The organism is Mesorhizobium sp. M0077 (genome assembly GCF_040322955.1).
Lineage (GTDB): Bacteria > Pseudomonadota > Alphaproteobacteria > Rhizobiales > Rhizobiaceae > Mesorhizobium.
Window position 1 is genome coordinate 12,429 of the sequence record NZ_JAMYUL010000006.1, and the last position, 26,038, is coordinate 38,466.

Annotated in this window: 32 protein-coding genes and 1 pseudogene; 18 read left to right on the forward strand and 15 right to left on the reverse strand. The window is 62.3% G+C overall.

All coding sequences use genetic code 11. From position 1 onward, the window contains the following. Nucleotides 1-70 precede the first annotated feature (70 nt). Nucleotides 71-292, forward strand: a complete 222-nt coding sequence (locus NKJ57_RS14075) for a hypothetical protein (RefSeq protein ID WP_023681532.1) — start codon at nucleotides 71-73, stop codon at nucleotides 290-292. 724 nt (nucleotides 293-1,016) lie between these two features. After that, a complete protein-coding gene (locus NKJ57_RS14080) occupies nucleotides 1,017-1,205 on the forward strand; it encodes a hypothetical protein (protein ID WP_023688348.1) in 189 nt (62 codons plus the stop codon). Nucleotides 1,206-1,572: 367 nt separating this feature from the next. On the opposite strand, the gene NKJ57_RS14085 is transcribed toward NKJ57_RS14080, so the two are convergent. After that, nucleotides 1,573-2,544, reverse strand: coding sequence for an ATP-grasp fold amidoligase family protein (locus NKJ57_RS14085; RefSeq protein ID WP_352511600.1), 972 nt, complete (start codon nucleotides 2,542-2,544; stop codon nucleotides 1,573-1,575). Nucleotides 2,545-2,632: 88 nt separating this feature from the next. Continuing rightward, nucleotides 2,633-3,211, reverse strand: a complete 579-nt coding sequence (locus NKJ57_RS14090; protein ID WP_023688346.1) for an NUDIX domain-containing protein — start codon at nucleotides 3,209-3,211, stop codon at nucleotides 2,633-2,635. A gap of 143 nt (nucleotides 3,212-3,354) precedes the next feature. On the opposite strand from NKJ57_RS14090, the gene NKJ57_RS14095 reads away from it, so the two are divergent. The 4 genes from NKJ57_RS14095 (at nucleotide 3,355) to NKJ57_RS14110 (ending at nucleotide 5,546) form a co-directional block, all read left to right on the forward strand. Beyond that, nucleotides 3,355-4,452, forward strand: coding sequence for an NADH:flavin oxidoreductase/NADH oxidase (locus NKJ57_RS14095; RefSeq protein WP_352511602.1), 1,098 nt, complete (start codon nucleotides 3,355-3,357; stop codon nucleotides 4,450-4,452). A 117-nt stretch (nucleotides 4,453-4,569) separates the two neighbouring features. Continuing rightward, nucleotides 4,570-4,884 (forward strand): SH3 domain-containing protein, encoded by a 315-nt coding sequence (locus tag NKJ57_RS14100; RefSeq protein ID WP_023695407.1) that lies wholly within the window; start codon nucleotides 4,570-4,572, stop codon nucleotides 4,882-4,884. An 84-nt stretch (nucleotides 4,885-4,968) separates the two neighbouring features. Continuing rightward, on the forward strand, nucleotides 4,969-5,247 hold the full coding sequence (locus NKJ57_RS14105) for a DUF982 domain-containing protein (protein ID WP_032891817.1): 279 nt from the start codon (nucleotides 4,969-4,971) through the stop codon (nucleotides 5,245-5,247). 59 nt (nucleotides 5,248-5,306) lie between these two features. Beyond that, the gene (locus tag NKJ57_RS14110; RefSeq protein WP_023667535.1) at nucleotides 5,307-5,546 is read left to right on the forward strand and encodes a DUF2188 domain-containing protein; all 240 of its coding nucleotides are present in this window, start codon (nucleotides 5,307-5,309) and stop codon (nucleotides 5,544-5,546) included. 117 nt (nucleotides 5,547-5,663) lie between these two features. Here NKJ57_RS14110 and NKJ57_RS14115 read toward each other — a convergent pair whose 3' ends face one another. Beyond that, nucleotides 5,664-5,879 (reverse strand): hypothetical protein, encoded by a 216-nt coding sequence (locus NKJ57_RS14115; protein WP_352511604.1) that lies wholly within the window; start codon nucleotides 5,877-5,879, stop codon nucleotides 5,664-5,666. 122 nt (nucleotides 5,880-6,001) lie between these two features. Then, complete coding sequence (locus tag NKJ57_RS14120) at nucleotides 6,002-7,003, reverse strand: alpha/beta fold hydrolase (protein WP_352511606.1); 1,002 nt, start codon at nucleotides 7,001-7,003, stop codon at nucleotides 6,002-6,004. 175 nt (nucleotides 7,004-7,178) lie between these two features. Here NKJ57_RS14120 and NKJ57_RS14125 point away from each other — a divergent pair, with 175 nt between their 5' ends. From NKJ57_RS14125 to NKJ57_RS14155, 7 genes are all read left to right on the forward strand, one after another. Continuing rightward, a complete protein-coding gene (locus tag NKJ57_RS14125; protein ID WP_023681539.1) occupies nucleotides 7,179-7,919 on the forward strand; it encodes a competence/damage-inducible protein A in 741 nt (246 codons plus the stop codon). A gap of 98 nt (nucleotides 7,920-8,017) precedes the next feature. After that, nucleotides 8,018-8,851: a universal stress protein gene (locus tag NKJ57_RS14130; protein WP_023681540.1), complete on the forward strand. Its 834-nt coding sequence runs from the start codon at nucleotides 8,018-8,020 to the stop codon at nucleotides 8,849-8,851. 87 nt (nucleotides 8,852-8,938) lie between these two features. After that, nucleotides 8,939-9,439 carry a xanthine phosphoribosyltransferase gene (gene gpt, locus NKJ57_RS14135; RefSeq protein WP_023667540.1) on the forward strand — a complete coding sequence of 167 codons (501 nt, stop codon included), beginning with the start codon at nucleotides 8,939-8,941 and terminating at the stop codon, nucleotides 9,437-9,439. 206 nt (nucleotides 9,440-9,645) lie between these two features. Beyond that, nucleotides 9,646-10,143, forward strand: coding sequence for an NUDIX hydrolase (locus tag NKJ57_RS14140; protein WP_023667541.1), 498 nt, complete (start codon nucleotides 9,646-9,648; stop codon nucleotides 10,141-10,143). 185 nt (nucleotides 10,144-10,328) lie between these two features. Further along, nucleotides 10,329-10,649 (forward strand): ArsR/SmtB family transcription factor, encoded by a 321-nt coding sequence (locus NKJ57_RS14145; RefSeq protein ID WP_023681541.1) that lies wholly within the window; start codon nucleotides 10,329-10,331, stop codon nucleotides 10,647-10,649. Continuing rightward, nucleotides 10,646-11,110: an SRPBCC family protein gene (locus tag NKJ57_RS14150; protein WP_023681542.1), complete on the forward strand. Its 465-nt coding sequence runs from the start codon at nucleotides 10,646-10,648 to the stop codon at nucleotides 11,108-11,110. The genes NKJ57_RS14145 and NKJ57_RS14150 overlap by 4 nt, the downstream gene beginning before the upstream one ends. 26 nt (nucleotides 11,111-11,136) lie before the next feature. Beyond that, nucleotides 11,137-11,550: a GFA family protein gene (locus NKJ57_RS14155; RefSeq protein ID WP_023681543.1), complete on the forward strand. Its 414-nt coding sequence runs from the start codon at nucleotides 11,137-11,139 to the stop codon at nucleotides 11,548-11,550. A gap of 43 nt (nucleotides 11,551-11,593) precedes the next feature. Here the strand turns inward: NKJ57_RS14155 and NKJ57_RS14160 are convergent, their stop codons facing one another. The 6 genes from NKJ57_RS14160 to NKJ57_RS14185 all read right to left on the reverse strand — a co-directional run bounded on the left by NKJ57_RS14160 (nucleotide 11,594) and on the right by NKJ57_RS14185 (nucleotide 18,641). After that, nucleotides 11,594-13,399, reverse strand: a complete 1,806-nt coding sequence (locus NKJ57_RS14160; RefSeq protein WP_352511608.1) for an ABC transporter ATP-binding protein — start codon at nucleotides 13,397-13,399, stop codon at nucleotides 11,594-11,596. A gap of 383 nt (nucleotides 13,400-13,782) precedes the next feature. Next, nucleotides 13,783-14,193 carry a GNAT family N-acetyltransferase gene (locus NKJ57_RS14165; protein ID WP_023681545.1) on the reverse strand — a complete coding sequence of 137 codons (411 nt, stop codon included), beginning with the start codon at nucleotides 14,191-14,193 and terminating at the stop codon, nucleotides 13,783-13,785. Between the two features lie 70 nt (nucleotides 14,194-14,263). Next, nucleotides 14,264-15,214: a diacylglycerol kinase catalytic domain-containing protein gene (locus NKJ57_RS14170; protein WP_081731269.1), complete on the reverse strand. Its 951-nt coding sequence runs from the start codon at nucleotides 15,212-15,214 to the stop codon at nucleotides 14,264-14,266. Nucleotides 15,215-15,227: 13 nt separating this feature from the next. Continuing rightward, the gene (locus NKJ57_RS14175) at nucleotides 15,228-16,112 is read right to left on the reverse strand and encodes an SPFH domain-containing protein (RefSeq protein WP_023695413.1); all 885 of its coding nucleotides are present in this window, start codon (nucleotides 16,110-16,112) and stop codon (nucleotides 15,228-15,230) included. A 34-nt stretch (nucleotides 16,113-16,146) separates the two neighbouring features. After that, entirely contained in the window at nucleotides 16,147-17,862 is a 1,716-nt protein-coding gene (locus tag NKJ57_RS14180) for an NAD+ synthase (protein WP_023725738.1), read from the reverse strand. A gap of 62 nt (nucleotides 17,863-17,924) precedes the next feature. Next, nucleotides 17,925-18,641 carry a DNA-3-methyladenine glycosylase I gene (locus NKJ57_RS14185; RefSeq protein ID WP_352511609.1) on the reverse strand — a complete coding sequence of 239 codons (717 nt, stop codon included), beginning with the start codon at nucleotides 18,639-18,641 and terminating at the stop codon, nucleotides 17,925-17,927. A 91-nt stretch (nucleotides 18,642-18,732) separates the two neighbouring features. On the opposite strand from NKJ57_RS14185, the gene NKJ57_RS14190 reads away from it, so the two are divergent. Both NKJ57_RS14190 and NKJ57_RS14195 read left to right on the forward strand, forming a co-directional pair. Beyond that, entirely contained in the window at nucleotides 18,733-19,296 is a 564-nt protein-coding gene (locus tag NKJ57_RS14190) for a DUF1003 domain-containing protein (protein ID WP_023833732.1), read from the forward strand. After that, a complete protein-coding gene (locus NKJ57_RS14195; protein ID WP_352511611.1) occupies nucleotides 19,293-19,901 on the forward strand; it encodes a DedA family protein in 609 nt (202 codons plus the stop codon). Before NKJ57_RS14190 ends, NKJ57_RS14195 begins: the two co-directional genes overlap by 4 nt. Before the next feature lie 3 nt (nucleotides 19,902-19,904). Here the strand turns inward: NKJ57_RS14195 and NKJ57_RS14200 are convergent, their stop codons facing one another. From NKJ57_RS14200 to NKJ57_RS14210, 3 genes and pseudogenes are all read right to left on the reverse strand, one after another. Then, complete coding sequence (locus NKJ57_RS14200) at nucleotides 19,905-20,492, reverse strand: hemerythrin domain-containing protein (protein WP_352511613.1); 588 nt, start codon at nucleotides 20,490-20,492, stop codon at nucleotides 19,905-19,907. 43 nt (nucleotides 20,493-20,535) lie between these two features. Next, nucleotides 20,536-20,895, reverse strand: coding sequence for a diacylglycerol kinase (locus NKJ57_RS14205; RefSeq protein WP_023667554.1), 360 nt, complete (start codon nucleotides 20,893-20,895; stop codon nucleotides 20,536-20,538). A gap of 75 nt (nucleotides 20,896-20,970) precedes the next feature. After that, nucleotides 20,971-21,388 (reverse strand): annotated as a pseudogene (locus NKJ57_RS14210) (GFA family protein). A 337-nt stretch (nucleotides 21,389-21,725) separates the two neighbouring features. Here NKJ57_RS14210 and NKJ57_RS14215 point away from each other — a divergent pair. From NKJ57_RS14215 to NKJ57_RS14225, 3 genes are all read left to right on the forward strand, one after another. Continuing rightward, nucleotides 21,726-22,796 (forward strand): GGDEF domain-containing protein, encoded by a 1,071-nt coding sequence (locus NKJ57_RS14215; protein ID WP_352511615.1) that lies wholly within the window; start codon nucleotides 21,726-21,728, stop codon nucleotides 22,794-22,796. A 105-nt stretch (nucleotides 22,797-22,901) separates the two neighbouring features. Continuing rightward, entirely contained in the window at nucleotides 22,902-23,300 is a 399-nt protein-coding gene (locus NKJ57_RS14220) for an MbcA/ParS/Xre antitoxin family protein (RefSeq protein ID WP_023681556.1), read from the forward strand. Beyond that, a complete protein-coding gene (locus NKJ57_RS14225) occupies nucleotides 23,260-24,030 on the forward strand; it encodes an RES family NAD+ phosphorylase (protein WP_352511617.1) in 771 nt (256 codons plus the stop codon). The genes NKJ57_RS14220 and NKJ57_RS14225 overlap by 41 nt, the downstream gene beginning before the upstream one ends. 62 nt (nucleotides 24,031-24,092) lie before the next feature. Here NKJ57_RS14225 and NKJ57_RS14230 read toward each other — a convergent pair whose 3' ends face one another. Further along, the gene (locus tag NKJ57_RS14230) at nucleotides 24,093-25,466 is read right to left on the reverse strand and encodes a class II 3-deoxy-7-phosphoheptulonate synthase (protein WP_352511618.1); all 1,374 of its coding nucleotides are present in this window, start codon (nucleotides 25,464-25,466) and stop codon (nucleotides 24,093-24,095) included. Nucleotides 25,467-25,603: 137 nt separating this feature from the next. Then, complete coding sequence (locus tag NKJ57_RS14235; protein WP_023734447.1) at nucleotides 25,604-26,038, reverse strand: DUF3995 domain-containing protein; 435 nt, start codon at nucleotides 26,036-26,038, stop codon at nucleotides 25,604-25,606.

A 26,038-nucleotide genomic window follows, 5' to 3' on the forward strand; every position in this document is an offset into this window, starting at 1 on the left:
CCACGACTTCAATTAGCTATCGCTAAATTAGTTCCGGAACATTTTAGACGAATTGGATGTTTGAAGGGCTATGAAGATCGAAGCCGACCAATGCCGGGCAGCGCTGACGCTCATCCGGCGCACAATGGAAGAGCACTGTCCTCCTGGCGTGCTGCCGAGCGAAGAGATGGTCAATGGGCTCTATGGTCCGGAACTGATCCATGAGGCGGAAGCCATTGCCGCCGGCATCGTCGCAACCATTGACCAGCTGCAATTGCCCGTGATGAAACCGCCGTCCCCTAGTATCAAATAGAGACCGACACAGGGAAGGTCGCTTGGCCGCGCGATCGTGGGCTCGCAACGACCGGCGAGGCGATGCCGGCCTCACCAAGGGTTACAGCCCCTCGACCAGCAGCGAAGGCGGCTCGCGGCAGTGCAACGCCCGAAGTGTTTCGAGACGACGATGTCCACCGAGCGTAGCCAGCGCGCGTTGTGCTGCACAAGGACCGAGGCAGCGGCACGGCCGCCCGGGCTACTCCAAAGGCGGCTCTTCGCTCTGTGGAGCCAAAACGGTGATATCCATCCTGGCGATTGTCGATGCGGCGCGCCCCTGGGCGCCAGAATCCGTGTCGCCACTTTCTGCCGCCATTGCCTTGGCGCGATGTCCTACGCTGTCTGCGCTTTTGCCTGGCGCAAATCCTTCGCCCGGTTCTGTCTTTGCGGGTTTCGGTCGAGTTTCAGCTGCCTGCCGATGTTGGTTTCCAATCGCCGAGACCATTGATACCTCCCCTTCATGAGGCCGCGACTGTACCTGTCAAGGCTGTAGCGAGGCTGATCACTTAAGTGGTCGGGTTGCGCCCGCTCGTAGTGGCCCTCCGATCACTGGGCTCTCGATGCCTTGGCGCTCGCGGACGTCTGGTCGGGTGGGAAGTTCAAACTCAGCCGCCCTTTGCGGCACCGGCTTCGCCCGACAACTAGGAACGATTTCGGCCGCCATGTGTTACGCAATCATGAATCTCGCGGATCCCGGATCAACAATGGCAACCGATCTTTTCACGATGCAACTCGCTGATGCTCAGCAGCGCATCAAACAGACCGAGTTCGCGCTGGTACTCAGCGAGAAAATGGTGGCTGAGAACCTCGCTTTATCCAGCAGGATACGATCGGCGAGGCGGCGTGTCCTGAAGGCCGGAAGGCCTCTGGCGACAGTCGACTCAACAAGCTGAAAGAGTTCTTCAAATGATCTCGACCCAGTCCGGACGTGGGAGAGCTTGCCGGTAACCTTAGCGGTAATCGGCCGAGTCGCAGCAGGAAGCGCGCCGAAAACTTGCTGGACGAAGATTGCGGCGTCGCTATGAATCCCGCCTTGTGTTGCCGAATCCGATCTGCGCAAAGGCGCATGGCCGAGACCAGGCAGCGGCTCACGAAGATTGATCCCAGCAGGACGAATTGACCGCTACGGCTCAGTTGAGACGGCACTTCGAAATCACGACTCCCTGCTGAGCTATCAGTTTCCCTCGATCTCTAATCGTATGAGTTCTGCGCACCACCCTTCGCTCTTCGAGCTTCGGGTGGCACGCCACCGAGTAGCCGTCAAACGTCGAGATAGCCGGCGGCGACGAGCATTGCCTTGTATCGTTGGGCAAATCGGCTGGGCAAACGGCTGAGGTAAGCTGACGCGCCAATATCCCAATGCGCGCCCAGTTCGCGGTCGAAGGCAGCCGGGTCGAATTGCAGCAAGCCGCTGCGTGGGTAGACCGTGAATTCTCCGAAGATCGGCTCCCCCTCCTCCTCGTAGAAATCGACACGCACCATGTCGAACTCGCTGCCGAGCGCCTCGGCTGCCTCGATCATCCGCGCCAGGCTCTTGGGAGGGGGAATTTCCAGGCTCGAGTCGATCGCGCCCTGGACGATGTTCAGCGGGCGCCAATCGCGATCCAGGTGGGCGGTATTCTTGGCCGTGGAACGGAAGGCGACGACGACGATGTAGGCGACGCGGCCAGCCAGCACACAGAATTTGTAGTCGACCGGGTCATAATCCTGGTCCTTGCCGACAAGCGCTTCGACGAAAACCCGCCGCTCTATGTGCGCATAGCTGCGCTCCAGCTTGCGGGCGCCATAGGTTTGGCCAAGGTATTCCGTCATCTCGGCAATGATCGCCTCCCGGTCGGCGTTGGCCGGATCGCGAACGATGACATTCATGGCGCAACCGTGGTTGCATTTGACGGCGTATGGGATTTTCAGGTCATCGAAGGGGATCTGGCGCGGATCGTCGCCCTGCCACAGCACCTCCGGGATGGCGAGCCCGGGAAGCCGCTCCCTGACGATTTCCTTGGACTTGAGCTTGTCGAGAAGGCCGATAAAGCGAGGATCGTCATCGAAAATCTTGCGCCAGTGGACCTTTTCCGTGAACGTCACCGGGGCTGCAAAATTCGGCAGATGCCGCATTCGCTCAAGGAAACGCTGGGTCAACCGGCGATAGCGGACAAGCAGCGCGGCGTTCAGCAACAGGAGAGATGCCCGCGCGCTGTTTCGCTTCAGCCATGCCTTTGCGCCACGCGCCATTCCGGTGTCCTTGCAACTTGCGCAACTTCATCCGCGAAGTGGACGGCCACCCTGCCCGCAGCAGTGAGGCACGTCGAGCTTCGCCGAGCTAGCCTTTCATCGGGTACAGTTTCAAATGCTGGATCAGGATGATCGTCTTGGCGTCGATGATGCGACCGTCTGAAATGCCGGCCAGCGCTTCATCAAGCCGCATTTCCAGAACCTCGATGTCCTCGCCCTCGTCGGCCGCGCCGCCGCCGGCCGAGATGCGGTCGGCGGGTGAATAGCGGGCGACGAAGAACCACAGCCGTTCGGTGACGCTGCCCGGGCTCATATAGGGGGAAAACAGCCGCTCGATGTTCTGTAGGCGATAGCCGAGCTCTTCCTCGGCCTCCTTGAGGATGGCGGTTTCGGGATCGTTTTTGTCGAGCAGGCCGGCGCAGGCCTCGATCAGCGGTTCGCGGTGGCCCGTGACGTAGGCGGGGTAGCGGAACTGCCGCACCAGAAGCACCGTCTGACGCTCGGGATCGAAAGGCAGGATCACCGCGCCGTCGCCACGATCGTAGGTCTGGCGAATCTGCGTCTCCCACTGCCCGTCGCGCCGACGGTAATCGAGAACGGTCTTCTTCAGGACCGCCCAGTCGTCGGACAGGACTTCCTCCGAGCGGATGCGGATACGATCTTCCATGATGAGCTCCAAGCTGTCGGCGCCATGGCGTAACCGCGAACGGTTTTGCGCGCAACCGGAACGGCGAAGCTTTCACCGCCTCGTGTCTGGTGCCGGCAACTGCCATCGCCTAAATAGCTGCAGTCCCTCTCCGGAGTTTTTTGATGACCGCAGCGCTTTTCCAGCCGATCGTCCTCGATGGCCTGACCTTTCCGAATCGTATCGCGGTGGCGCCGATGTGCCAGTATTCCGCCGAAGACGGCTCGGCCAGCGACTGGCATCTCTATCACTGGATGAACCTGGCGATGTCGGGCGCCGGCATGGTCACCGTCGAGATGACCGACGTCGAACGGCGCGGCCGCATCACTCATGGCTGCCTCGGCCTCTATTCCGACGACAACGAGGCGGCCGCCCGGCGCACGCTGGATGCAGCAAGGCGCGTCGCCGCGCCGGAAACGAAATTCGGCATTCAGCTTGCCCATGCCGGCCGCAAGGCCTCCAACCGAAAGCCCTGGGAAGGCGGCGGCCCATTGCAGCCGGGCGAGGATCCCTGGCAGACCGTCTCGGCCTCGGCCATCGCCTATGACACCGGCTGGAATGTGCCGCATGCGCTGGAGGAGGATGAAATCCTGCAGCTTGTCGAGCGCTTCACTCAAGCCGCGAGGCGGGCCGAGCGCGCCGGCTTCGACTTCCTCGAGTTGCACGCCGCGCACGGCTATCTGATCTTTCAGTTCCTGTCGCCGCTTTCCAACCAGCGCACCGACCGCTGGGGCGGCTCGCTGGAAAACCGCATGCGTTTCCTCATCGAGATCGCCAAATCGGTGAGGAAGGCAGTTCCAAACCTGATGCTTGGCGCCCGCCTGTCGGTAAAGGACTGGGTCGATGGCGGCTTCGAGGTCGACGAGGCGATCGAGGTGGCCAAAGCCTTGAAGGCGCTTGATGTTGCCTATATCTGCTGTTCGAGCGGCGGCAATTCGCCGTTGCAGAAGCTGCCGACCGGCGCCGGCTATCAGGTGCATCTGGCCGAAGCGGTGCGCAAGGGCGCCGGCATCCCGACACGGGCTGTCGGCCTGATCGACGATCCCTCGCAGGCAGAGGCGATCGTCGCCGACGGCCGCGCCGACATGGTCGCGCTGGCCCGCGCCTTCCTCGCCGATCCGCGCTGGGGCTGGCGCGCCGCCGCCACCTTCAGCGAGAAAATCCATCCCGCGCCACAGCTCGCCCGCTCGGTGACGACGATGCAGCATTGGACGAAGGGCTGAACAGGCAGCGCCGACGGATGCGCATCTGCTGGACAGATTGCCGCAGCTTCGCGTTAATCCGCCCGCTATAGTCCCTGGGGGCAGGCCGCCTTGGCGGCCGGATTGGGAGCAAAGTCCATGGCATCAAGGGCAATCTATCCGGCGGCAGCCGCTCTGGTGGTCGCACTGTCGTTCGCCGCGTCGTCTCCGGTCGGCGCGCAATATTGCGAAGGCACGGTGCACGGCCTGTCCAGGCACTACGATCTGGATACCGGCAGCGGGTTTCTCGCCGTGCGCGCACGGCCGAACTCGTCGTCGCGCATGATCGGGCAATTGTTCAACGGCGACCACACGGAGATTTTCGACCGCCGCGGCAACTGGTACCAGGTCGAAATCGGCGGACGGACCGGCTGGGCCAACGCCCGCTGGCTGCGCAACGACTGCGGTTACTGAGACCAACGATTGCGGTTGGTGAGACGTTTGGGCGCAGGCTGACGGCCATTTTTGCAACCATATTGGCTGCTTTGCGTTGCGGCCATCATGGATAACAAACCTTTTGAAACCCCGGTCGTGGTCGAACTCGGCCATGTCGGCAAATATCGCCAGATCCGCAGCACCCAGGAAGCGGCGGAGTGCCTGATGACGGTGTGGCCTCTCAATCGCGGCCCGCGCCATCGTGATGCTCTCGACACTTGCCTCAAAGTGCTGGAAGGTTATCGTTCGACGGCCGATGCACGCAGGGCCTTGATCGAAGCGGCCAAGGAATCGGAAGTGCTGGTTCCCGAAGACCGGCTGCCAGACGCCAAACTGCATTGAAGCCCAGATAGCATTGAATAACGGGCCGCATTGAGCGGACGGACGAACCGGAGGATTTCATGGCGAAGCTGACTTACAAGATCGTCGAGCATGACGGGGGCTGGGCCTACAAGGTCGGTTCGACATTCTCGGAGACATTCCCGACCCACCAGGATGCGCTGCGCGCCGCCGAGATCGCCTCGGCCGAACAGCAGATCGCCGGCGCCACGGACGGCATCCAGTATGAGGATGCCGAAGGCAAGTGGCACGACGAACTGGCCGACGGCCGCGACCGGCCGCAGACCGAAGTTTCCGACTGATCCTTGCCCCTCAGCTTTCGCTGCCGGCCGTGGATGCTCGCCTAAGCAATTCCCTAGGGAATTGCGTCAAAACAAACAGGCGGGACATCCTGCCGGTCAGTCGAAGCCGCGGCTTGATCACTTGCCGCAATATTGATCGTTCACGTTGGGCCTCACATTTCCGTAGGGTCCTGACGGGTCGGAGGCGCACGGCCCGGTAGCGCCGCCATAGCCTTGGCTATCGTCGACATTGATGCTGCCGGTGGTGCTCTGGTCGACCGTCGATGACTGCTCGTTCCCGAACGGCCACCAGTTGTAATGGTTGGAATACGTGCCGTGCGATGACTGCGCCATCGCCGATGTGGCAAGACCGATGGTCAGGACGGATGCTGCAAAAACTTTCCTGTATATTGAATTACTCCGTATCTGCCGCCTTGGGTGCGACACGGGGTAAAACCGGATATCAGCCGAATGGTTCAGTGAAATTGTTGTGAGGCTGTGGTGAGGTCTTGGCCGGCGAATGCCCGCTCGGCAATGCGCTTGATGAAGGCGATGACGCGGTCCGGCTCGACGAATTGCGGCATGTGGCCGAGGCCTTCGACCGCCTCGAAATCGAGGCCTTCGATCCTGTCCTTCATCGGCTCCCCATGTATGCGCATGGCGATGACGCGATCGGCTGTCCCGAAGAAAATCCCGGCCGGCATGGCGATCTCTCCATAGCGCTCTTCGATGCGGCCAAGATCCTGTTCGACCGCTACGAAATCGGTGGAGGTCGCATGGAAATGGCTTGGCCTTAGCCCGAGCCATCCGCCGCCATCGATCATGTAGTCGGCGGGAACGGCCTGGGGCGAGAAGATGAACTCCAGTGTCTGCCGCGCATATCTGAGGCTTGTCGGTATCGCGACGGTGTAGGCCATGATCCAGCGCCAAAGCCGCGAACGGATATAGAGCAGGCCCGCTTTCTCGCGGACGCCGGCTTCCAGATGCGTCAGCGGCGCCAGCAAAGCGATGCCGGAAATCGCGCCGGGATGTTCCACGGCCAGGGTCAGCGCGACGGCGCCGCCCAGGGAATGCCCGACCACAAGCGGCCTTTCCAGCGCGAGCGTTTCGATGAAGCGCCCTATGATCTCGGCCTGCTCAGGCAAGCGGCCGGTGGCTCCTTTGGCCCGCACCGAATAGCCCGATCCCGGCTGGTCGAGCGCGATCAGCCGGCAACCGGGGCCGAAGCGGTTGAACAGCGTGTGCTGGAACTGATGAAGCTGGGCGCCAAGTCCGTGCACGAACAGGATCGGCCGTCCCTCGCCCGTTTCGACATAATGGATGCGGCTGCCGTCGATCTCGACGAAGTTTCCGCTGGCCGGCACCAGCCTTTCGGCCTTGGCGGCAATCCAGAGCGTAGCGGCCACCAGACAGGCCACGATGACGAGAGCCAGCACGGACAGGCCGGCGACAAGCCAAAGCAGAATCGATACCAGCATGTTTTCACCCGGGAAGCGGACCGGCGCGCACCATCACCCACTGACGAACGCTCGGCAAGGCAGATGGCGGCTTGTGTCGGCATTGCCGCCAGTTCGATGGCGCGCTATCTCAGGCGACCTTCTTTCTGCCTCAGGCGACCTTGTCTGCCAACGGGCCTGTTTGCCGGAGCCTTCCATGCCTGAAATCGTCACTGCCGCCATGCTTGTCATCGGCGACGAGATTCTGTCCGGCCGCACCAAGGATAAAAATATCGGCCACCTCGCCGACATCATGACGGCCATCGGCATCGACCTGAAGGAAGTGCGCATCGTTCCCGACGAGGAGGACGAGATTGTCGCTGCGGTGAATGCCGTACGCGCCCGCTACACCTATGTCTTTACCACCGGTGGCATCGGCCCGACGCATGACGACATCACCGCCGATTCCGTTTCCAAGGCTTTTGGGGTGCCGTGCGAATACGACGCCAAGGCCTATGCCATGCTGGGCGAGAGCTATGCCGCGCGCGGCATCGAATACACCGAGGCCCGCAAGCGCATGGCGCGCATGCCGCGCGGCGCCGACCATATCGACAATCCGGTCTCCGTCGCGCCCGGCTTTCGCATCGGCAACGTCCATGTCATGGCCGGCGTGCCGGCGATTTTCCAGGCCATGCTCGACAATGTCGTGCCGACGCTGAAGGCCGGCACCAAGATGCTGTCGGCCACCGTCCATTGCCCGTTCGGCGAAGGCCTGATCGGCGGTCCCCTGGGCGACATCCAGAAGGCGCATCCCGACACCATCATCGGCTCCTATCCGAAATATGGCGACGGCAAATTCTGGACGGAGCTGGTGGTCCGCGCCCGCAGCCAGGAGGCGCTGGATTCGGCACGCAAGGACGTCGAGGCGATGGTGGCCGGCTTCACCGCCGCCAATTGACCCTGGGTTCGCGGACCATCGCCGGGCCGGAACCAAGCACCGCACTCCCACGTTTTCCCTCGGGCGCAGCACGCGCTGGCAGATTTGAGGGATTTCGCATGCGCTTCAAGACCATCGTCGCCATATTGCAGAACGAACAGGACGCCGAACGCGTGCTCGACTGCGCCATCCCGCTTGCCGACCGGTTCGAGAGCCATCTCATCGGCATCCATGCCGAAGCGCTGCCCGTTCCCTACACCTCGGCAACCGGCTTCCCCGACACTGAGTTCCTGCAGGTCTCCGCCGACATGAACCGCGAGCGCGCCGAGAAATTGCAGGCGCTTTTCGTTGGGCGGATCGAGAATTCCGGCCTTTCCTTCGAATGGCGCAGCCTCGAGAGCTTTTCCGGCGACAGCGCGCTGACGGGTATTTCCAGCGTGCGCGCCGCCGATCTGATTATTGCCGCGCAGCGCGAGACCGGGGGCGACACGAGCGCCGATGTCGACACGCTGGTTTACGATGCCGGCCGGCCAGTGCTGGTGGTGCCGCATGAGGGGCCGTTGGTCACCACATTCAAACATGTGCTGCTGGCCTGGAACGGCAGCAAGGAGGCGGCGCGTGCCGCCTTCGACGCGCTGCCCTTCATCATCGAGGCCGAGAAAACCGACATTCTGGTCATCGATCCGCCGGATACGCTGGATGACAACCCGGAAGCTGCCGGCGCCGAGATCGCCGCGGCACTCTCCAGGCATGGCGCAACGGTCAGCGTGTCGGTGCAGAAATCGGGCAATGCTTCGGTCGATGACGTTATCCAGACCCGGATCGCCGAGACCGGAGCCGACCTTCTGGTGCTCGGCGCCTACAGCCATTCCTGGCTGCGTCAGCTTTTGTTCGGCGGCGTCACGCGCACCGTGTTGCGCAGCGTGCCGGTGGCGGCCTTTTTGTCGCGGTAACTCCACAGACTGGCCCCGCCCTTGCCAATGCCCTGACTTTCCAGTTAATTCCGCGCGCATTCCACAATGGTGCGCGCGGAGTGCAGAATGTCCCTTCCCGAAAAAGCCTTTCCGGTCTCCTGGGACCAGTTCCACCGCGATGCCCGGGCGCTCGCCTGGCGGCTTGCCGGCGCCAACAAGGGTCAGTGGAAGGCCATCGTCTGCATCACCCGTGGGGGCCTGGTTCCCGCTGCCATCATCTCACGCGAACTCGGCATACGCGTCATCGAGACGGTCTGCGTCGCCTCCTATCACGACTACACCAGCCAGGGGCAATTGCAGGTGCTGAAGGAGATCACGCCGGCGCTGCTCGCCGATGATGGCGCGGGCGTGCTGATCATCGACGACCTCACAGACACCGGCAAGACGGCAGGCATCGTGCGCGCCATGATGCCCAAGGCGCATTTCGCCACCGTCTACGCCAAGCCGAAAGGCCGGCCGCTGGTCGACACCTTCATCACCGAAGTCAGCCAGGACACCTGGATCTACTTTCCCTGGGACATGGGTTTCACCTACCAGAAGCCGATCGCCGACGATCACGCCGGCTGATTCGCGCCAGCCCCATTTCTGCCCAGACGGCCAAACCCGCCCCGTCTGCTATGAAAACAGACACTGGAAGGCACATTATTCTGTCGAATCGACGCCTGTTGGCGGATTGGACGGTTGGTGTGATGTTTTTTACTTTTAAGACTTACACTTGTCGGTAAGATTCATACGGCGGCTAACGATTCTGAGGGCTGGGGTAGCTTTCACTGATGCTGACGACACCGGCGACACACGACCATCTGGCTGAAAGGGTCCGCAAGCTCTTCGGCACTTCGCCTTGTCGCCTGCAGGTTGCCGCTTTGCCATGGCGCAATAACGAAGACGGCGTCGAGATCATGCTGATCACCAGCCGAGACACCGGGCGTTGGGTGCTGCCGAAGGGCTGGCCCGAGGCCAGGGAGCCGCTCTGCGAGGCAGCGGCGCGCGAGGCGGGCGAGGAAGCCGGATTGCGTGGCAAGATTTCGCTTTTCGAGGCCGGTCGTTACTTCTACGCCAAGGCCCTCGCGTCCGGCGAGGAAGTCCCTTGCGAAGTGCTGGTGTTTCCGCTGCAGGTCGAGCACGTTGCCGACCGCTGGAAGGAAAAGCGCGCGCGCACCCGCAAATGGGTCAATGGGGCCGAGGCCGTACGCATGGTCAACGAGCCGGACCTCTGCCAGATCATCGCCCATTTCTGCGCCGATCCCGACAAGTTCGTCGTTAGAGCCTAGCTCACAGCCACCGCTGCATAGTCCTGCGCGCCCGCACCGGTTCTTGCCCCGATTCCGGGCTCGGTGCTTCGCTCCGCGCGCCAGCAATCCGACACTATAAATCCCTCCCCTTCAGGCCAAGCTTAGCCACAGCTTGACATGCAGGCATTTACCTGCATATTGTGTCTTCAAGATGAGTGAGACCGATGGACGCCGACAAGGTTTTCAAAGCGCTGGGCGACCCGACCCGCAGAATGCTGCTCGATCTTCTGTGTGAGAAGAACGGCCAGACGCTCGGCGAGCTTTGCGAAAATCTCGACATGGCGAGGCAATCCGCCACGCAGCACATCGATCTGCTGGAAGCGGCCAATCTGATCAGCACGGTCAAGCGTGGCCGCGAGAAGCTGCATTTCATCAACCCCGTGCCGCTGCACGAAGTCTACGAGCGGTGGGTGCGAAAATTCGAACGGCAGCGGCTGAGCCTGCTGCACGACCTGAAACAAGAACTCGAAGGAGACGACCAATGACCCGGGAAACCACCAGTTTTGTCTACGTGACCTACATCAGATCGACGCCACAAAAGGTGTTCGAAGCCATCACCAGGCCCGATATCGCCAAGCGCTACTGGGGCCACGAAAACGTCTCCGACTGGAAGCCCGGCTCGAAATGGGAACACATCCGCGCCAATGACGAACGGACCGTCGAACTCGTTGGCAAGGTCGTCGAAATCTCGCCGCCGACCCGCCTGGTCATGAGCTGGGCCAACGCCTCGCAGGCCGACGATCCCACCAAGCACAGCCGGGTGACGTTCGCCATCGAGGAATACGACACCATGGTCAAGCTGACCGTCAGCCATGACGAGCTCGAAGCCGGCAGCGGCATGGCCAAGGGCATCAGCCAGGGCTGGCCGGCCGTGCTGTCCAGCATGAAATCCTTCCTCGAAACCGGCACAGGCATCGACCTGTTCGCCAAGCCGAAATCGGCCTGAAGCAATCTGACAGCGGGAGAACGACAATGACCAGGCACTATACCGGCGGCTGCGCCTGCGGCGCGATCCGCTATGAGGCCAGCGGCGAGCCGATCTTTCAGAACCACTGCCAATGCCTCGATTGCCAGAAGCGCAGCGGTACTGGCCATTGTTCCTATGTGACCTTCGGCCGGCGCGCTGACGTAAAGATCACCGGCGAGCCGAGCACATGGCGGATGATCGCCGACAGCGGCAATGAAAAAGCCCAGGCCTTTTGCCCGACCTGCGGCACGCCGGTCTACGTAACGTTCGTCGCCATGCCGGAGGTGACGGCGATCCAGGCCACGAGCCTCGACGATCCCGGCCAGTTCGACCCGCAGGCGGTCACCTACACCGTGCGCGGCCACGTCTGGGACACGATCGACCCAGCGCTTCAGCCATTCGAGCGAATGCCTGGATGAACCAGGCAGAGCCCTATCCCTCGGATAGGGCTCTGCGTTCAACTCAGATCACCAGGCCCTTGGTCAGTTCCAGCGCCTGCCGCTCGAACAGGCGGCGGTAGATGCCGCCCTTCAGCCGGATCAGCTCGTCATGCGAGCCTTCCTCGACGATCTTGCCACGGTCGAACACGAGCAGCCTGTCCAGCGCCCGCACCGTCGACAGACGGTGCGCGATGACCAGCGTCGTGCGGCCGACCATCAGCCGCTCCATCGCCTGCTGGATCAGCACTTCCGATTCCGAATCGAGGCTCGATGTCGCCTCGTCCAGGATCAGGATGCGCGCATCCGCCAGGAAGGCGCGCGCGATCGCCACCCGCTGGCGCTCGCCGCCCGACAGTTTCACGCCGCGTTCACCGACCAGCGTGCCGTAGCCCTTCGGCAGGCCGGTGATGAAGTCGTGCGCGCTGGCGAGCTTGGCGGCATGCTCGATCTCGGCCTGCGTGGCGTCCGGACGGGCATAGGCGATGTTTTCCGCCAGCGAGCGGTGGAACAGGATGGGCTCCTGCTGGACGATGGCAATCTGCGCGCGCAGCGACGCCTGTGCAACCTGGGAGATGTGTTGGCCATCGATCAGGATCCTGCCGCCGCTGACATCATAGAGACGCTGGATCAGCTTCACGAAGGTCGTCTTGCCCGAGCCGGAATGACCGACCAGTCCGACCCGCTCGCCCGCCGCTATCTCCACCGAAAAGTCGCGGTAGAGCGGCAGGCGATGGCTGCCATAGTGGAAGGTGACGTTATCGAAGGCGATGTGGCCATGCGTGATCCGGATCGGCTTGGCGCCGGGCCGGTCCTCGATGCCGAGCGGTTGCGACTGGAAATCGACCAGTTCCTCCATGTCGTTGACCGAACGCTGCAAATTGCGGATATGCGTGCCGATGTCCCTGAGGTAGCCCTGCAGCACGAAGAACGAGGTCAGCACGAAGGCGACATCGCCCGCACTTGCCTGGCCCCAGGCCCACAGCATCAGCGACAGGCCGATTACTGCCGTCCGCAGCACCAGCAACATGGCGCCTTGCGTCGTGCCGTTGATGGTGCCGCGCACCCAGGTGCGGCTGGTCCGCGCGCGCCATTTGGCGACGACCTTGGCAAGACGCCTCTCCTCGCGCGTCTCGGCACCGAAACCCTTGACCACGGCATTGCAGCTCACCGCATCGGCAAGCGAGCCGCCAAGCCGCGTATCCCAGCTGTTGGCGAGCCGTGCCGCGGGCGCGACATAGCCGAGCGACAGCAGCGCCGTCACCGTGATGAACAGCAGCGAGCCGACTGCCACGACCAGCCCCATCAGTGGCCAGAACCAGCCGAGCAGCAACGTCGAGCCGACCAGCATGGCGACCGACGGCAACAACGCAATCAGGATGGTGTCGTTGAGCAGGTCGAGAGCCCACATGCCGCGCGTGACCTTGCGCACCGTCGATCCGGCAAAGCTATTGGCGTGCCAGTCGGTTGAGAAGCGTTGCACGCGATGGAACGCGTCGGCGGCGATGTCGGCCATCATCTTCAGCGTCAGCTCGACAATGCCCATGAAAGCCAGGTTGCGCAGCACCACGCCGGTCATCGCCAAAGCGATGAGCGCGAAGAACGCCGCCATTGCCGCATTCCACGCGACATCGTCAGCCAACGCACTGCTGGCGACGGCGTCGACCAGCCGGCCGGAATAGAGCGGCGTCAACACGTCCGCTATGGTCGACAGCAGGAAGCTGCCCATGATCAGCGAAAGCCGCCACGGCTGGCGCCGCCAGTGGCTGAGCGTGAAGCCAAGAACGCTGCGAAAGGCGCTTGCACGCAGATCGATTCGAAAACGAGCCATGATGTCATCCGGGCGCAAATCTGCCCGGTCCCGGTAAGGTCTGAAAATTGAAAACCGCGCTGGGCAATTCGCCCGGGGCTGCGGAGGTTCGGCATGGGTGGCGGCGCGCCCCGGGTTGTCGGGTGGCGACCGGCAGAAGCCTGTACTCGACCCGGCATCGGTGCGAAGGGCAAACCTTCGCCGGACGCCAGGTGAGACCTAGGCTTCGCGGCCTCGCATTACCATGTGAAATACTGCCATTCGGACCTCCCGCAAGACACTTGCGGAGCGGTCCTTATAGAGACGCCATGAAGGATCGCCAAGGCCGGGCACGTGGCAAAGCGTAACTGGTCCAACCAGTGAGGTTATTTTGCAACAACAGCGGGTCAACCCCTCGCTATGCCTCATTCCGGGTTGCGATCGAGGCGCATGTAGCGGCCGTCGGTCGATGCCTTGAAGCCCAGCTTCTCATAAAGGCCATGCGCGTCACTGGTCGACAGGCTCCAGTGCGAGACCGTGTTGAGTTCAGGGTGGTTGATGAGCGCCCGCACCAGTTGCGTGCCAATGCCTTGGCCGCGATGCTGCGGCCAGATGATGATGTCGGCGAGATAGGCAAACACCGTACGGTCGGTGATGGCCCGGCCAAAACCGACTTGGTTCCTATCGATATAGGCCGCGGTGCAGAACGAGTTGCCAAAGGCGCGGCGATGAAAGTCATCGCTGCGGCCGGCGCCCCAATAACTCGCCATCAACAGATCGGAGGTCGCCCGGAAATCGATCCGTGACATGTCGAAGCTGATTTCACAGTCGGGCATGGTGCCTCGCAAAGAATGGAGGGCGGCCGAATTCAGTCCGGCCGGTGATTTGGCTGCCCACGTGGCGCGCTTATGGCACCACGAGATAGGCCTTCTGGTCGGCGATCGCGATGGTCACGTGGGTGCCGGAATTGAACTCGACGAAATCGAGCTCCATCCCGTCGCTGAAGATGACGCCGCCCCTGCTCTGCCGCGAAGAAACCACCAGCGGCCGGTCGCGGGTGATGACGCCATGCACAAGCGACACGCCGGTCGTGTTGCTCGGAAACGGTTCGCGCACCGAAAAGAACAGCTGTTCGGCTTCGCGGTCATAGCCTTGCGGCGGCACGGTCGGCACGGAGTTGTCACCATAGGCCGCGGCCAGTCCCGCGGCGCCCGCCATCACCGAGCGCAGCCAGCCGGTAGAGCCGGCGCCCGTGGAGATGATAATGCCGCTCGACGACTGGCGCTCGGTCCTGCCGCCATAGGTCAATTCGTAGCGCGCCGAGACATGCGTCGAGGCGCCAACGAACAGATCGTTGAAGGCGATCAGCCGGCGTCCGTCATTGGAGCGCGCTTCGGCCATCACCACCGCCTGGCGCTTCGCCTTGCCGGCGATCGTCAGGCCGAGGACCTTTTCGGTATCGTCGGCATTCCACGGCAGCAACACGCCGTCGAAAAGCGCCGGGTCCGGGTTGATGCCGATCAGCGGCTGGTACGGGAGGTACTTCGCGGTGTTGGACACCAGCCCGTCCTGACCGAGCGCGATCACCGCGTCGGAGCCGAATTCGAACTGCGGTACCAGTTCGCGGTCGAGCCGCAACTGTTTGAGGCCTTGGGGAAGCGAACCCATCACCCGGTCGAGCGCCTGGTGATAGACGTCATGCGCCGCCTTGACCGGGTCGAAATCCATGCCGGCCTGCCGGAGATAAAAGCGCGCCTGTCCCTGCGTGTTGAAGCGCGTCGTCAGCTCCTCCAGCTCGGTCTTGCGGGTGACGACGATCACCCGGTCGATCGGCCTGCCGCTCTGGTCGCTTGCCACCCGTGCTTGCCTTTCAGGACCCGGCTTTCGGCGTGGAAAGCTGGCTGAGCGCGCTGGTGAGCATGTCAGGCGTGATCGACAGATTGCCGACCGAACCGCCCTTTTCCGCCCAGGCCTTGAAGGCCATCGCCGTCAGCACGTGGGCGGGCGCCGACGAATAGACGGTCAGTTCCAGCTGCTGCGCCTTGGCTTCCGCCTCGGCAAGCGTCAGCTTGTTGCGCGCTTCGGTGTCGACCAGCAGCTTGTTGCGTTCGGCAAGCTCGATTTCGGTCGCCAGTTCGCTCTGCTTGATCTCGCGCTCCTTCTCCACGCCCCAGGCACGGCGCCCATAGATCGCGGCATCGGCCTGGCGCTGCAGCGCCTCGCGATATTCGGTCTGGAGCGCCTTGCGGATCTCCGGCGTCGGCTGGACCGAGGTGATGTGGACCTCCTCGATCGACAGGCCGGCGGTTGCCGCAATCGGATCGTTGCGCAGGAGTTCGGCGAGATTGCCGCCGAGCTTGGTCACCTCGGCCAGCGCCTGCTCCAGCGTCATGCTCGAAACCACCGCGCGGGCGCGGCTCTGTATCGCCAGCACCAGGCGCTCGGCGATCTTCTCCCGGCCGTCGCCGACGACGTCGGCACGGCTGAGCTTGGCGCTGAAATCAAAACCTTCGGCTGCCTTGAGTGGATCGATGATGCGGTAGCTGACCGACCCCTGGATTGCCAGATCCTGGAAATTCGCCGTCGTCTCGGTGAAGATGAAGGGGTTATCGAGCGACGTCACCGGCACCATCGCTATCGTGGTGCCGAACGTGCCGTACCAGAAGGAGATGCCGCGCCCCTGCTCCCTGATCTTGCCGTTCTTGAAGCGCAGGATGTGATACTCAGGCGTTCCCTTGAAATAGCTGATAAACATGCGCCCCCCAAGGTTCATCAATTTAATCAGATGTTTAGCCGCGATCCCTGAAACGGTTGGTGATGGGATAGCGGCGGTCGCGTCCAAAATTCTTACGGGTGATCTTCACACCCGGCGCCGCTTGCCGGCGTTTGTACTCGGCAATGTAGAGCAAATGTTCGACGCGCGTCACCGTCGCCCGATCGTGGCCGCGCGCGACGATGTCGTCGACGCCCATTTCGTTCTCGACCAGGCATTCCAGAATGTCGTCCAGCACCGGATAGGGCGGCAGCGAATCCTGGTCGGTCTGGTTCTCGCGCAATTCCGCCGACGGCGCCTTGTCGATGATATTCCTGGGGATCACCTCGCCTGAGGGACCGAGCGCGCCCGGCGGCACATGGCTGTTGCGCCAGCGCGACAGCGCATAGACCTGCATCTTGTAGAGGTCTTTTATCGGGTTGAAGCCGCCATTCATGTCGCCATAAAGCGTGGCGTAGCCCACCGACATCTCGCTCTTGTTGCCCGTGGTGACGACCATCGAGCCGAACTTGTTGGAAATCGCCATCAGGATCGTGCCGCGCGCGCGGCTCTGCAAATTTTCCTCGGTAATGCCTTCCTTGGTGCCCTCGAAAAGCTGCGTCAGCGTATGCAGAAAACCCTCGACCGGTTCGAAGATCGGCACGATGTCATAGCGGCAGCCAAGCGCACGGGCGCAATCCTCGGCATCCTTCAGCGAATCCTCCGAGGTATAGCGGTAGGGCATCATCACCGCCCGCAGCCGCTCCTCGCCAAGTGCGTCGACGGCAAGGGCCGCGCAGATCGCCGAATCGATGCCGCCGGAGAGACCCAGCACCACGTTCTTGAAGCCGTTCTTGTTGACGTAGTCGCGCAGGCCGAGCATGCAGGCGCGGTAGTCCGCCTCTTCGCGCTCGGGGATTTTCGACATCGGCCCTTCCGAGCAGACCCAGCCGTCGAACTCTTCTGCGTTTTGCGCGCCTGCGGCGACGCGGTTGCGCTTCCAGGTGGTGACGTCGACAGTTTCCTCGAACTGGCTCATCTGGAAGGCAAGCGTCTTGTCGGCGCCTATGGCAAAAGAGGCGCCGTCGAAGATCAGCTCATCCTGGCCGCCGATCTGATTGGCATAGATCATCGGCAAACCGGTCTCGATGACCTGGCGGATAACGACCTGATGGCGCACGTCCATCTTGGCGCGGTAGTAGGGCGAGCCGTTCGGCACCAGCAGGATTTCCGCGCCGCTTTCGGCCAGGGTTTCACAGATGCCGACGTCGCCCCAGATGTCCTCGCAGATCGGAATTCCGATGCGCACACCGCGGAAATTGACGGGTCCCTGAGCCTCGGGGCCGGCCTGAAAGACGCGCTTCTCGTCGAACTCGCCATAGTTTGGCAAATCGAGCTTGTAGCGCTCGGCGAGGATCTTGCCGCCATCGGCGATGATGATCGAATTGTGGGTGCCGCTCTTGCGCTTCAGCGGCGTGCCGATGATGACGCCCGGCCCGCCATCGGCGGTATCTCCGGCGAAGTCTTGCGCGGCCTTCTCGCAAACCTTGAGGAAGGCCGGCTTCAGCACCAGGTCCTCCGGCGGGTAACCGGCAAGGAAAAGCTCGGTGTAGAGCACGATGTCGGCGCCCTGGCGGGCGGCATCGGCCCTCGCCTCGCGCGCCTTGGCAAGGTTGCCGGCGACATCGCCGACCGTCGGGTTGAGCTGGGCAACGGCGATGCGCAGAATATCGGGTGCGGTCTTCTGGGTCATGCCTGCGGTTTAGCGCGGCAAATTTGCCCGGGCAATGGCGTTCGTTTGGACCAATTCGGTGATCAGTCATCGCCCATATATTCCCGCAGCGATTGCGGCGAATGGTTCTCTCCGATCGACATCGCCAGAATGCGCGAGATGTGCCGGCGCGGCAGGCCGGTTTCCTGCGCCCATTTGTTGATCTGCGCCTGAATCCTGTCGAGATCCCTCTTCGACGTCGGACTTGCGGCGATGTCGAGGCCGGCGTCACGCAAAGCCGCGACCATATCGGCCGAGATGACGAAGGCGTCCCATTGCAGCCAACGCAGGAAATACTGGCCGGTGTTGCCGCCAAGCCGGCTGCCATGCTTGCCGAGATACGCCATCAGCCCGACCTGGTCGTCGTCAGGCCACTCCGCGAGGAATTTGCCGAAACCGCCATGTTCCTTCGACACACGCTCAACGAAGGCGGCATTGTCGCGGACGGATTTGATCTTCTGCGGGTTGCGCACAATGCGTTGATCAGCCGTCAGGTCATGCCAGAAGTCATCAGGTTGAAACAACAGCCGTTTCGGCTCGAAATGGAGAAAGGCTTCCTCGAAGCCCGGCCATTTCTGTTCGATGACGCGCCAGACGAAGCCGGCGGCAAACACCCGCTCGGCCATCGTCGACAGGATGCGATCGTCCGTAATGTCGGCAACAGCAGCATTGTCAGGCGCCGGCCCGAGCAGCGAGGTCAGCACGGCGTCGCCGCCTTTGCGTTTTGCAGCACGGGCGCGAATCTTCGCGAAATCGGGCATCCTGCATCCTCGCGCCGCGCTTTTGACGAAACGCCATCTTCCTATATGCAAACGAGGCTGCCAAGCCGATGCTTTTCCTATGGAGACATCCATGCACAAGACCGTGCCAGAACTGGCCAACCGCTGGCTGAGGCGAACGCCGGAGGGCCTCAGCGAGCTCGAGCGGCGGGTGTTGCAGAGCACTGTCGACCGCAAGCCCATCTCGCAGGATATCAACGACAGCCTCACCGGCCTTCAGGGCGCCGGCGACCGGATCGCCGATGCCATTGCCCGCATCGGCGGCTCGTGGACGTTCATCCTGTCCTTCATTGCTTTCCTGGTGCTGTGGATCGGCGCCAATTGGTGGCTGCTCGGGCGAGACTCGTTCGACCCCTACCCCTTCATCTTCCTCAATCTCGTGCTGTCGATGATCGCCGCCCTGCAGGCGCCGGTGATCATGATGTCGCAGAACCGCCAGGCCGCACGCGACCGCATCGACGCCGCGCATGACTATGAGGTCAACCTCAAGGCCGAGATCGAGATCATGGCTCTGCATGAAAAGCTGGACGAACTGCGCCACAGCCAGATCATCGGCGTGCGCGAGGACATCGCGCGCCTGGCCGAACAGGTGAACCGCATAGACGAAAAACTGTCGGGCCGGCAAACCTCTCAATGACCGGGATCGTCCATCACCTCATCGAGCAATATGGGTTGATCGCGGTTTTCCTGGGCTGTGTCGCCGAAGGCGAAAGTGCGGCCATCCTCGGCGGCTTCTTCGCCCATCAGCATGTCTTCATCCTCTGGAAGGCTTTCCTCACGGCCGCCATTGGCGCCTTCGTCGGCGACACGTTTTTCTTCATTCTCGGCCGCAGCTTTGCCGACCATCCCAGGGTGCTGAAACTGAAGGCGAGGCCCGGCTTCAACCACGCCTACCGTCTCGTCTCGTCCCATCCCAACATATTCGTCCTATCCAACCGCTACATCTATGGCCTGCGCCTGGTCGGCGGCATCGCGGCCGGTTTCGCCAGCATTTCGGTAGCGCGCTTCGTTATCCTCAACGCGGTGTCGTCGCTGGTCTGGGCGGCTTTGTTCTGCGGCATCGGCTACGTCTCCGGCCTCGGCGCCGAGCAGATGATAGGCAAGGCACTGCTCCATCACGAACGGCTGCTGATCGCGCTTGCCATAGGTCTGGGCGTCGCCATCCTTGCCTGGCTCATCGCCCGCACCGTCGCCGGCAAGGAGCGCGCCAAGGACGCCCGCGACAGCGAAACCACATTGTAAGGTTCAGTCGTCGTCCTCGACCAGAGCCCGGTCGCCGCGATCGAGGATCAGCGGGATGATGAGATCTTCCTCGTCGGCCAGATGCCGCTTCAGCATGGCGATCAGCCGGCTGTTCTCGTCCGCGTAGGCGTCGGCGGCGAAGCGCTGCCTGTCCTCGCTCTCCTCGAGCGTGCGGATGAAGGCGTTCGCCGTCTCGGCGTTGCGCTCCAGCCCCTCATGAACGGTGTGATGGTCGGCATCGAGGATTTCGAAGCCGCGCTTCAGGCGCGGCTCCGCCTTGGCGAAAGCCGGGAAATATTGGTAGTCCTCGACATTGTGGTGGCCGTCGAGATTGCCGAGAAAGTGGTTCAGCCGCGGCGCGAACCAGCGCGCGAAATCCGGCGCCGTCAGCCTGCCTTCGCGATAGTCGCCAATGCCGTTGGTGAGCATGCCGCCCAGCTCTCGGAACATGTCGTGCCGCTGCAGCCACATGTTTGCCATGCCGTGGATGTTGGCGTGGCCCTGCCATGTCTCGCGCGGATATTTTTCCGCCAGCCAGCGCAGGTCTTCCGGCAGGCCGGCTCTTTCAAGCAGCAGAAAATTGGCTTCCACGACGTCAGTCTCCTTTGGTGACTAACATATGGGAGCGTTCAGATCAGATCGGTAGTCCCGTGATGCGCTCGATGAGGGCGATTCCCCAGACGCCGGCGACGATGACGACCGAAATCAGCACCGCCAGCGAGCCGCAGTCCTTGGCGAGCTGGATGTCGACGTTGAACTCGCGACTGAAGGCATCGCAGGCTGCCTCGATGCCGGTGTTCAGCACTTCGACCATGATCAAAAGCAGCACCGCGCCGATCAAGAGCGCGTAGCCGCGCCACGACACCGACACGAACCAGCCGAGCGGCAGCGCCAGCACCAGCAGCATCAGTTCCTGCTGAAATGCCCTTTCGCTGGCGGCGAGCTTGCGAAAGGCTCGCACAGAATTGAAGTAAGCACCGATCAGCCGCTGCATGCCGCATCCCCTTCGAATCACCGGCAGGGGATATCGCAATGGCTGGATCAAGGGAATAAGGCAGCCGCCGCAAAATCACTCCTCCGCAACCTTGATCGTCGGCGTCGACTTCTCGAACTGCGGCAGTCCATCGTCGATCGTATAGTAATCGCCCTTGTCGCCGACAAAGATGTGGCATTGGCCTTCGAGCCCGGTCGGGTTGTCGAACGATCCGGCCAGAACTGAGACATAGGCATCCTGACCCGGCTTCCAGAACAGCACCGAGCCGCAGATCTTGCAAAAGCCGCGCTTGGCAAAGGAAGACGATTCGTACCAGCTGATGTTGTCGGCGCCGGTTATCGTGATGTCGCCGTCGGCGACGTTGGTCGCGGCGTAAAAATGCCCGCTCTGCTTGCGGCACTGCGAACTGGCAATAAATGACGCCGCGCAACGGCCCTCGCGTCTGGAAACGCACTGCTCCACACAGGCAAGATCCGCTGTGGTTGTTGCTCATCCCTGCCTCCACCAGCCATCGTCCACGGCTTCGCCGCTGGCCGAGAGGATTTCAGTTTTGCCGCAGCCGGGCACCGGCAAATGCGACATGGGGTGGGCGTGTTCGGACCTGACCTCAGGATCTTTGCAAGCATTGCTGTAGCCTGCAGCAGAATGGGTCCCGTTACCTGGCGGGACATTAAGAAAACTTTAGCGCCGGCGCATCTATGGTTGTGCCAAGCGAATGTCGCGATTGGGGACGTGTCTTTCGCAGGATGATCCGAAATACGGCTGGCACTCTCCGGTCGGCGGCATCTCGCACGGTCTGCGATGGTTCCCAGAGGCAGAGTGAACAGAACATGCAGCCCGCAGCCGTCCAGACCGACCGAAACAGCGACATTGCAACAGCCGTTGTGGCGACCATGCGTCAGCTCGGTGTGCTTGGCCTGCCGCGCAATTACGAAATCTTCTACGAAGCACTGAAAGGCACCAACCGCGAACTCGGCCTGGCCGTCGTCGCGCTCGGCAACCAGCCGACGCAGAACGATCTCGACCGCATCGGCCGCGCTTTCTTTGCACAGCATCACGGTCCCGGCATTGTCGAGCAGGCGCGCGACGTGCTGGCCAGGGAACTCGAGGACATCGCCTTGCTGCTGCGCAGCGAACGCAGCCATATCGAGAAATACGGCAAGATCCTCGATGAGACGTCAAGCGGCCTCGCCAACCGCAGCCTGCTTTCGCAGGATCTGCTGCAGAAGGTCGCCAGCGCCATGGCGGCGGCCACCAACTCGACCCTCGACCACGGCAAGCAGGTTGCAACCACGCTGAGCGACAAGACGGCGGAACTGGAGAGCGTCAAGTCGAAGCTTGAGGAGTACAAGCGGCTCGCCGACACCGACCCCTTGACGCATATCTGGAACCGCCGCGCCTTCGACAAGCAAATCACGGCGATTTACACCTCCAACAAGGGGATCCTGTTCAACGCCCTGATCCTTGCCGACATCGACCATTTCAAGGGTGTCAACGATCGCTACGGCCACCCGGTCGGCGACAAGATCATCCAGATCGTCGCTGAAATCTTCCAGACCAGCATCCGTGAAGACATGTTCGTTGCCCGCACCGGCGGGGAGGAATTCGCGCTGATCGTCGAGGGCGCCAGCGAGGATACCACTTACGAGATCGCCGAACGCATCCGCGTGCTGATCGAACAGACGCCGTTCACCAGCAGCCAGACCGGCGCCAATTACGGCACGGTGACCGTTTCCATGGGCATCTGCATGGCTTCCGAAGCGGAAAGCCCGGAGGATCTTTACACCAAGGCGGACCGGGCGCTCTACCGCTCCAAGGTTGGCGGGCGCAACCGCGTCACCCGGCACTCGACAATGGCCGGGCGCACGGGCAAGAACTGGCTGCTATACAAGAAAGACTGACGCTTCGGCGTGCAGCCAATTCCCGGGCACAGGCAAATTTATCGGATCCCGCCTCTTTCCATATGAATTTCCGTGGACTATATTTTCCATGGAAAGAGAGAGGCCATGTCTGTTACACAACCCAATGCTGCCGCCCCTGATCTGACCGCGAAGGCGGCCGAAAACGCGGTTCTGACCAAGGCCACGCTGCGCGCCGCCGAACTCTTGGATATAACCGCCAGGGTGCTTGCGTCGATCATCGGCGTCTCGGAAGCCACGGTTTCACGCATGCGCAGGCAGGAATTCCTGCTGGAGCGCGGCACCAAGCCATTCGAACTCGCGGTGCTGTTCGTGCGGCTGTTCCGTTCGCTCGACGCCATTGTCGGCGGTGACGAGACGATAGCCCGGGCATGGCTGAAGAACGCCAATACCGCGTTCGATGGCAGCCCGCTTGAAAAGATCCTCACCATTACCGGGCTTGTCGATGTCATTGCCTATCTGGACTCCCGACGCGCTCTCGTCTGAAGCCGTCCGGCTCTACGGCAAATACTGGCGCATGGTCGAGGCGCAGCACCGCGTCTCGACCCTGAAGATCGTCGACACGCTGGACGAACAGGCGCTGCTCGAGGATCTGATCGAGGAGACCAAGCCGCAGATCCCCATGGAATGCAGGCATCTCCACTATCTGCTGGCGACGCCCTTCCGCTACGGCTCGATCTATCCCTACGGCTCGCGCTTCCGCCGCGCCGGCCGCACTCTTGGCGTCTACTATGCGGCGGAGACGATCATGACGGCGGTCGCCGAAATGGCCTTCTACCGCCTGCTGTTCTTCGCCGATTCGCCCGACACGCCATGGCCGCACGACGCCGCCGAATACACCGCCTTCGCCGCCGCGATCCGTACCGACAAGGCCATCGACCTGACGCGGCCGCCGCTCGACCGCGATGAGGCTGAGTGGACGCATCCGACCGACTACGCCGCCTGCCAGGCGATTGCCGATGTCGCTCGCGAGGTCGGGCTGGCGGCGATCCGCTACCGCTCGGCGCGCGATCCGAAGGGCACCAATGTAGCGCTGCTGACATGCCGCGGTTTTGCCAAGGCCAAGCCGCTGGAGCCGCATACCTGGCGCATCCGGCTCGGCGCGTTCGGCGTCCAGGCCATCTCAGAATTTCCGGAGAAGCGGATCGAGTTTTCCAGAACCGCCTTTGCCAACGATCCCCGGCTCAACGGATTGCGCTGGGAACGCGGGCGTTGATCTAAACGAAAAAGCGCCGGATTTCTCCGGCGCTTATCATTTCAGTTTTTGAAAACAGGCTCTCAGCCGTTCACGGCCTGCTTGTGCTGGATCGGATGGGTCTTCTTCAAGAGGTCGGACACCAGGAACGCCAGCTCGATCGCCTGGTCGGCGTTGAGGCGCGGGTCGCAATGGGTGTGGTAGCGATCCTGCAGTTCCTCTGCGGTGATGGCGCGGGCGCCGCCGGTGCATTCGGTAACATTCTTGCCGGTCATTTCGACATGGATGCCGCCGGGATGCGTGCCTTCGGCGCGATGCACCTCGAAGAAGGTCTGGACTTCCTTGAGGATGCGGTCGAACGGCCGCGTCTTGTAGCCGGCGGCCTCGATCGTGTTGCCGTGCATCGGATCGGATGACCAGACGACGCTGCGGCCTTCCTTCTGCACCGCGCGCACCAGCTTCGGCAGATGGTCGGCGACCTTGTCGGAGCCGAAGCGTGCGATCAGCGTCAGCCGGCCCGGCTCGTTCTCCGGATTGAGCAGGTCGATCAGTTCCAGCAAGCCATCCGGCGTCAGCGACGGGCCGCATTTGAGGCCGAGCGGGTTCTTGATGCCGCGGCAATATTCGACATGGGCATGGTCGGGCTGGCGGGTTCGGTCGCCGATCCAGATCATGTGGCCGGAGGTTGCATACCAGTCGCCCGACGTCGAATCGACGCGGGTCAGCGCCTCTTCATAGCCGAGCAACAGCGCTTCGTGGCTGGTGTAGAAATCGGTCTCGCGCAAGGCGTAGTTGGTTTCCGAGGTGATGCCGACGGCCTTCATGAAGTCCATCGTCTCGGTGATGCGGTTCGCGAGCTTGCCGTATTTCTCGCCCTGCGGGCTGTCGGAGACGAAACCCAGCATCCAGCTATGCACGTTCTCAAGGCTGGCATAGCCGCCCTGGGCGAAGGCGCGCAACAAGTTGAGCGTCGCCGCCGACTGGCGGTAAGCCATCTCCTGGCGGGCCGGGTCGGGAATGCGCGACTTCGGGTCGAACTCGATGCCATTGATGATGTCGCCACGGTAGCTCGGCAGCGTCACTTCGCCCTTGGTCTCATTGTCGGACGAGCGCGGCTTGGCGAACTGGCCGGCGACGCGGCCGACCTTCACCACCGGCTGCGCGCCGGCGAAGGTCAGCACCACCGACATCTGCAAGAAGACGCGGAAGAAGTCGCGGATGTTGTCCGCGCCATGCTCGGCGAAACTCTCGGCGCAATCGCCGCCCTGCAGAAGGAATGCGTCACCGGCAGCGACAGCTGCAAGCTGCTTCTTCAGCTTGCGCGCCTCACCTGCAAAAACCAGCGGCGGAAAGGTGGAAAGCTGGGCTTCCGTGTTCTTCAGCGCGGCAAGGTCCGGATAGGCAGGAACCTGCTTGATCGGCTTTGCTCTCCAAGAATTCGGCGACCATTTCGTCATCGCTGCACCCAAACGCTCTTTCCAGCAGGTCTTTTGCCCGCCATTTCCGCCCCATATGGGGATCGCGGCTCCATACACGAAGCCGATTTCCTATTCTAGACCGGAATTCAAGCGCTGGCGAATGGGTGGCTGGCAGTTCACTCTGCCGTCTGTGACAAAGCGACATAGAAAAGGCCCAGCCCCAGCAGCAGACATGACGGGCTGTAGAACCAGCTGTCGTAGCTGGCAAAACGCGTGGTCCTTACCTGCTTGAACAGCCCGAAATATCTCGACCAGCTCAAAGCCCTTGCGGTGAAGATAAGCGCCCACAGGATGATGCCCGCCTTCAGCAGTTGTTGCGGCACCGGCAGGCGGATCACATTGGTGAAGCCGAAAATCAGCAGCAGCACCAGCGCCAGGATCAACCCTACCACCATCGCCCCAAAGGCCGTCTCCTTGACGGCGGGAGTGCCGTCCTCGCGTTGCGGCAACGCGACGCCGGCGCCAACACTCCCACCGAGACCCCAATAGAGATGAAAGCCGGCCCCGAGCAGCAGAATGGCCGAACAGAGAGCGACGACCGCTGTCGCCAT

What these genes read in the sequence shown, in the direction of transcription:
- NKJ57_RS14075 (WP_023681532.1), top strand. Translation starts at nt 71, where the DNA reads ATGAAGATCGAAGCCGACCAATGCCGGGCAGCGCTGACGCTCATCCGG.
- NKJ57_RS14080 (WP_023688348.1), top strand. Translation starts at nt 1,017, where the DNA reads ATGGCAACCGATCTTTTCACGATGCAACTCGCTGATGCTCAGCAGCGC.
- NKJ57_RS14085 (WP_352511600.1), bottom strand. Translation starts at nt 2,544, where the DNA reads ATGGCGCGTGGCGCAAAGGCATGGCTGAAGCGAAACAGCGCGCGGGCA.
- NKJ57_RS14090 (WP_023688346.1), bottom strand. Translation starts at nt 3,211, where the DNA reads ATGGAAGATCGTATCCGCATCCGCTCGGAGGAAGTCCTGTCCGACGAC.
- NKJ57_RS14095 (WP_352511602.1), top strand. Translation starts at nt 3,355, where the DNA reads ATGACCGCAGCGCTTTTCCAGCCGATCGTCCTCGATGGCCTGACCTTT.
- NKJ57_RS14100 (WP_023695407.1), top strand. Translation starts at nt 4,570, where the DNA reads ATGGCATCAAGGGCAATCTATCCGGCGGCAGCCGCTCTGGTGGTCGCA.
- NKJ57_RS14110 (WP_023667535.1), top strand. Translation starts at nt 5,307, where the DNA reads ATGGCGAAGCTGACTTACAAGATCGTCGAGCATGACGGGGGCTGGGCC.
- NKJ57_RS14115 (WP_352511604.1), bottom strand. Translation starts at nt 5,879, where the DNA reads ATGGCGCAGTCATCGCACGGCACGTATTCCAACCATTACAACTGGTGG.
- NKJ57_RS14120 (WP_352511606.1), bottom strand. Translation starts at nt 7,003, where the DNA reads ATGCTGGTATCGATTCTGCTTTGGCTTGTCGCCGGCCTGTCCGTGCTG.
- NKJ57_RS14125 (WP_023681539.1), top strand. Translation starts at nt 7,179, where the DNA reads ATGCCTGAAATCGTCACTGCCGCCATGCTTGTCATCGGCGACGAGATT.
- NKJ57_RS14130 (WP_023681540.1), top strand. Translation starts at nt 8,018, where the DNA reads ATGCGCTTCAAGACCATCGTCGCCATATTGCAGAACGAACAGGACGCC.
- gpt (WP_023667540.1), top strand. Translation starts at nt 8,939, where the DNA reads ATGTCCCTTCCCGAAAAAGCCTTTCCGGTCTCCTGGGACCAGTTCCAC.
- NKJ57_RS14140 (WP_023667541.1), top strand. Translation starts at nt 9,646, where the DNA reads ATGCTGACGACACCGGCGACACACGACCATCTGGCTGAAAGGGTCCGC.
- NKJ57_RS14145 (WP_023681541.1), top strand. Translation starts at nt 10,329, where the DNA reads ATGGACGCCGACAAGGTTTTCAAAGCGCTGGGCGACCCGACCCGCAGA.
- NKJ57_RS14150 (WP_023681542.1), top strand. Translation starts at nt 10,646, where the DNA reads ATGACCCGGGAAACCACCAGTTTTGTCTACGTGACCTACATCAGATCG.
- NKJ57_RS14155 (WP_023681543.1), top strand. Translation starts at nt 11,137, where the DNA reads ATGACCAGGCACTATACCGGCGGCTGCGCCTGCGGCGCGATCCGCTAT.
- NKJ57_RS14160 (WP_352511608.1), bottom strand. Translation starts at nt 13,399, where the DNA reads ATGGCTCGTTTTCGAATCGATCTGCGTGCAAGCGCCTTTCGCAGCGTT.
- NKJ57_RS14165 (WP_023681545.1), bottom strand. Translation starts at nt 14,193, where the DNA reads ATGCCCGACTGTGAAATCAGCTTCGACATGTCACGGATCGATTTCCGG.
- NKJ57_RS14175 (WP_023695413.1), bottom strand. Translation starts at nt 16,112, where the DNA reads ATGTTTATCAGCTATTTCAAGGGAACGCCTGAGTATCACATCCTGCGC.
- NKJ57_RS14180 (WP_023725738.1), bottom strand. Translation starts at nt 17,862, where the DNA reads ATGACCCAGAAGACCGCACCCGATATTCTGCGCATCGCCGTTGCCCAG.
- NKJ57_RS14185 (WP_352511609.1), bottom strand. Translation starts at nt 18,641, where the DNA reads ATGCCCGATTTCGCGAAGATTCGCGCCCGTGCTGCAAAACGCAAAGGC.
- NKJ57_RS14190 (WP_023833732.1), top strand. Translation starts at nt 18,733, where the DNA reads ATGCACAAGACCGTGCCAGAACTGGCCAACCGCTGGCTGAGGCGAACG.
- NKJ57_RS14195 (WP_352511611.1), top strand. Translation starts at nt 19,293, where the DNA reads ATGACCGGGATCGTCCATCACCTCATCGAGCAATATGGGTTGATCGCG.
- NKJ57_RS14205 (WP_023667554.1), bottom strand. Translation starts at nt 20,895, where the DNA reads ATGCAGCGGCTGATCGGTGCTTACTTCAATTCTGTGCGAGCCTTTCGC.
- NKJ57_RS14215 (WP_352511615.1), top strand. Translation starts at nt 21,726, where the DNA reads ATGCAGCCCGCAGCCGTCCAGACCGACCGAAACAGCGACATTGCAACA.
- NKJ57_RS14220 (WP_023681556.1), top strand. Translation starts at nt 22,902, where the DNA reads ATGTCTGTTACACAACCCAATGCTGCCGCCCCTGATCTGACCGCGAAG.
- NKJ57_RS14225 (WP_352511617.1), top strand. Translation starts at nt 23,260, where the DNA reads ATGTCATTGCCTATCTGGACTCCCGACGCGCTCTCGTCTGAAGCCGTC.
- NKJ57_RS14230 (WP_352511618.1), bottom strand. Translation starts at nt 25,466, where the DNA reads ATGACGAAATGGTCGCCGAATTCTTGGAGAGCAAAGCCGATCAAGCAG.
- NKJ57_RS14235 (WP_023734447.1), bottom strand. Translation starts at nt 26,038, where the DNA reads ATGGCGACAGCGGTCGTCGCTCTCTGTTCGGCCATTCTGCTGCTCGGG.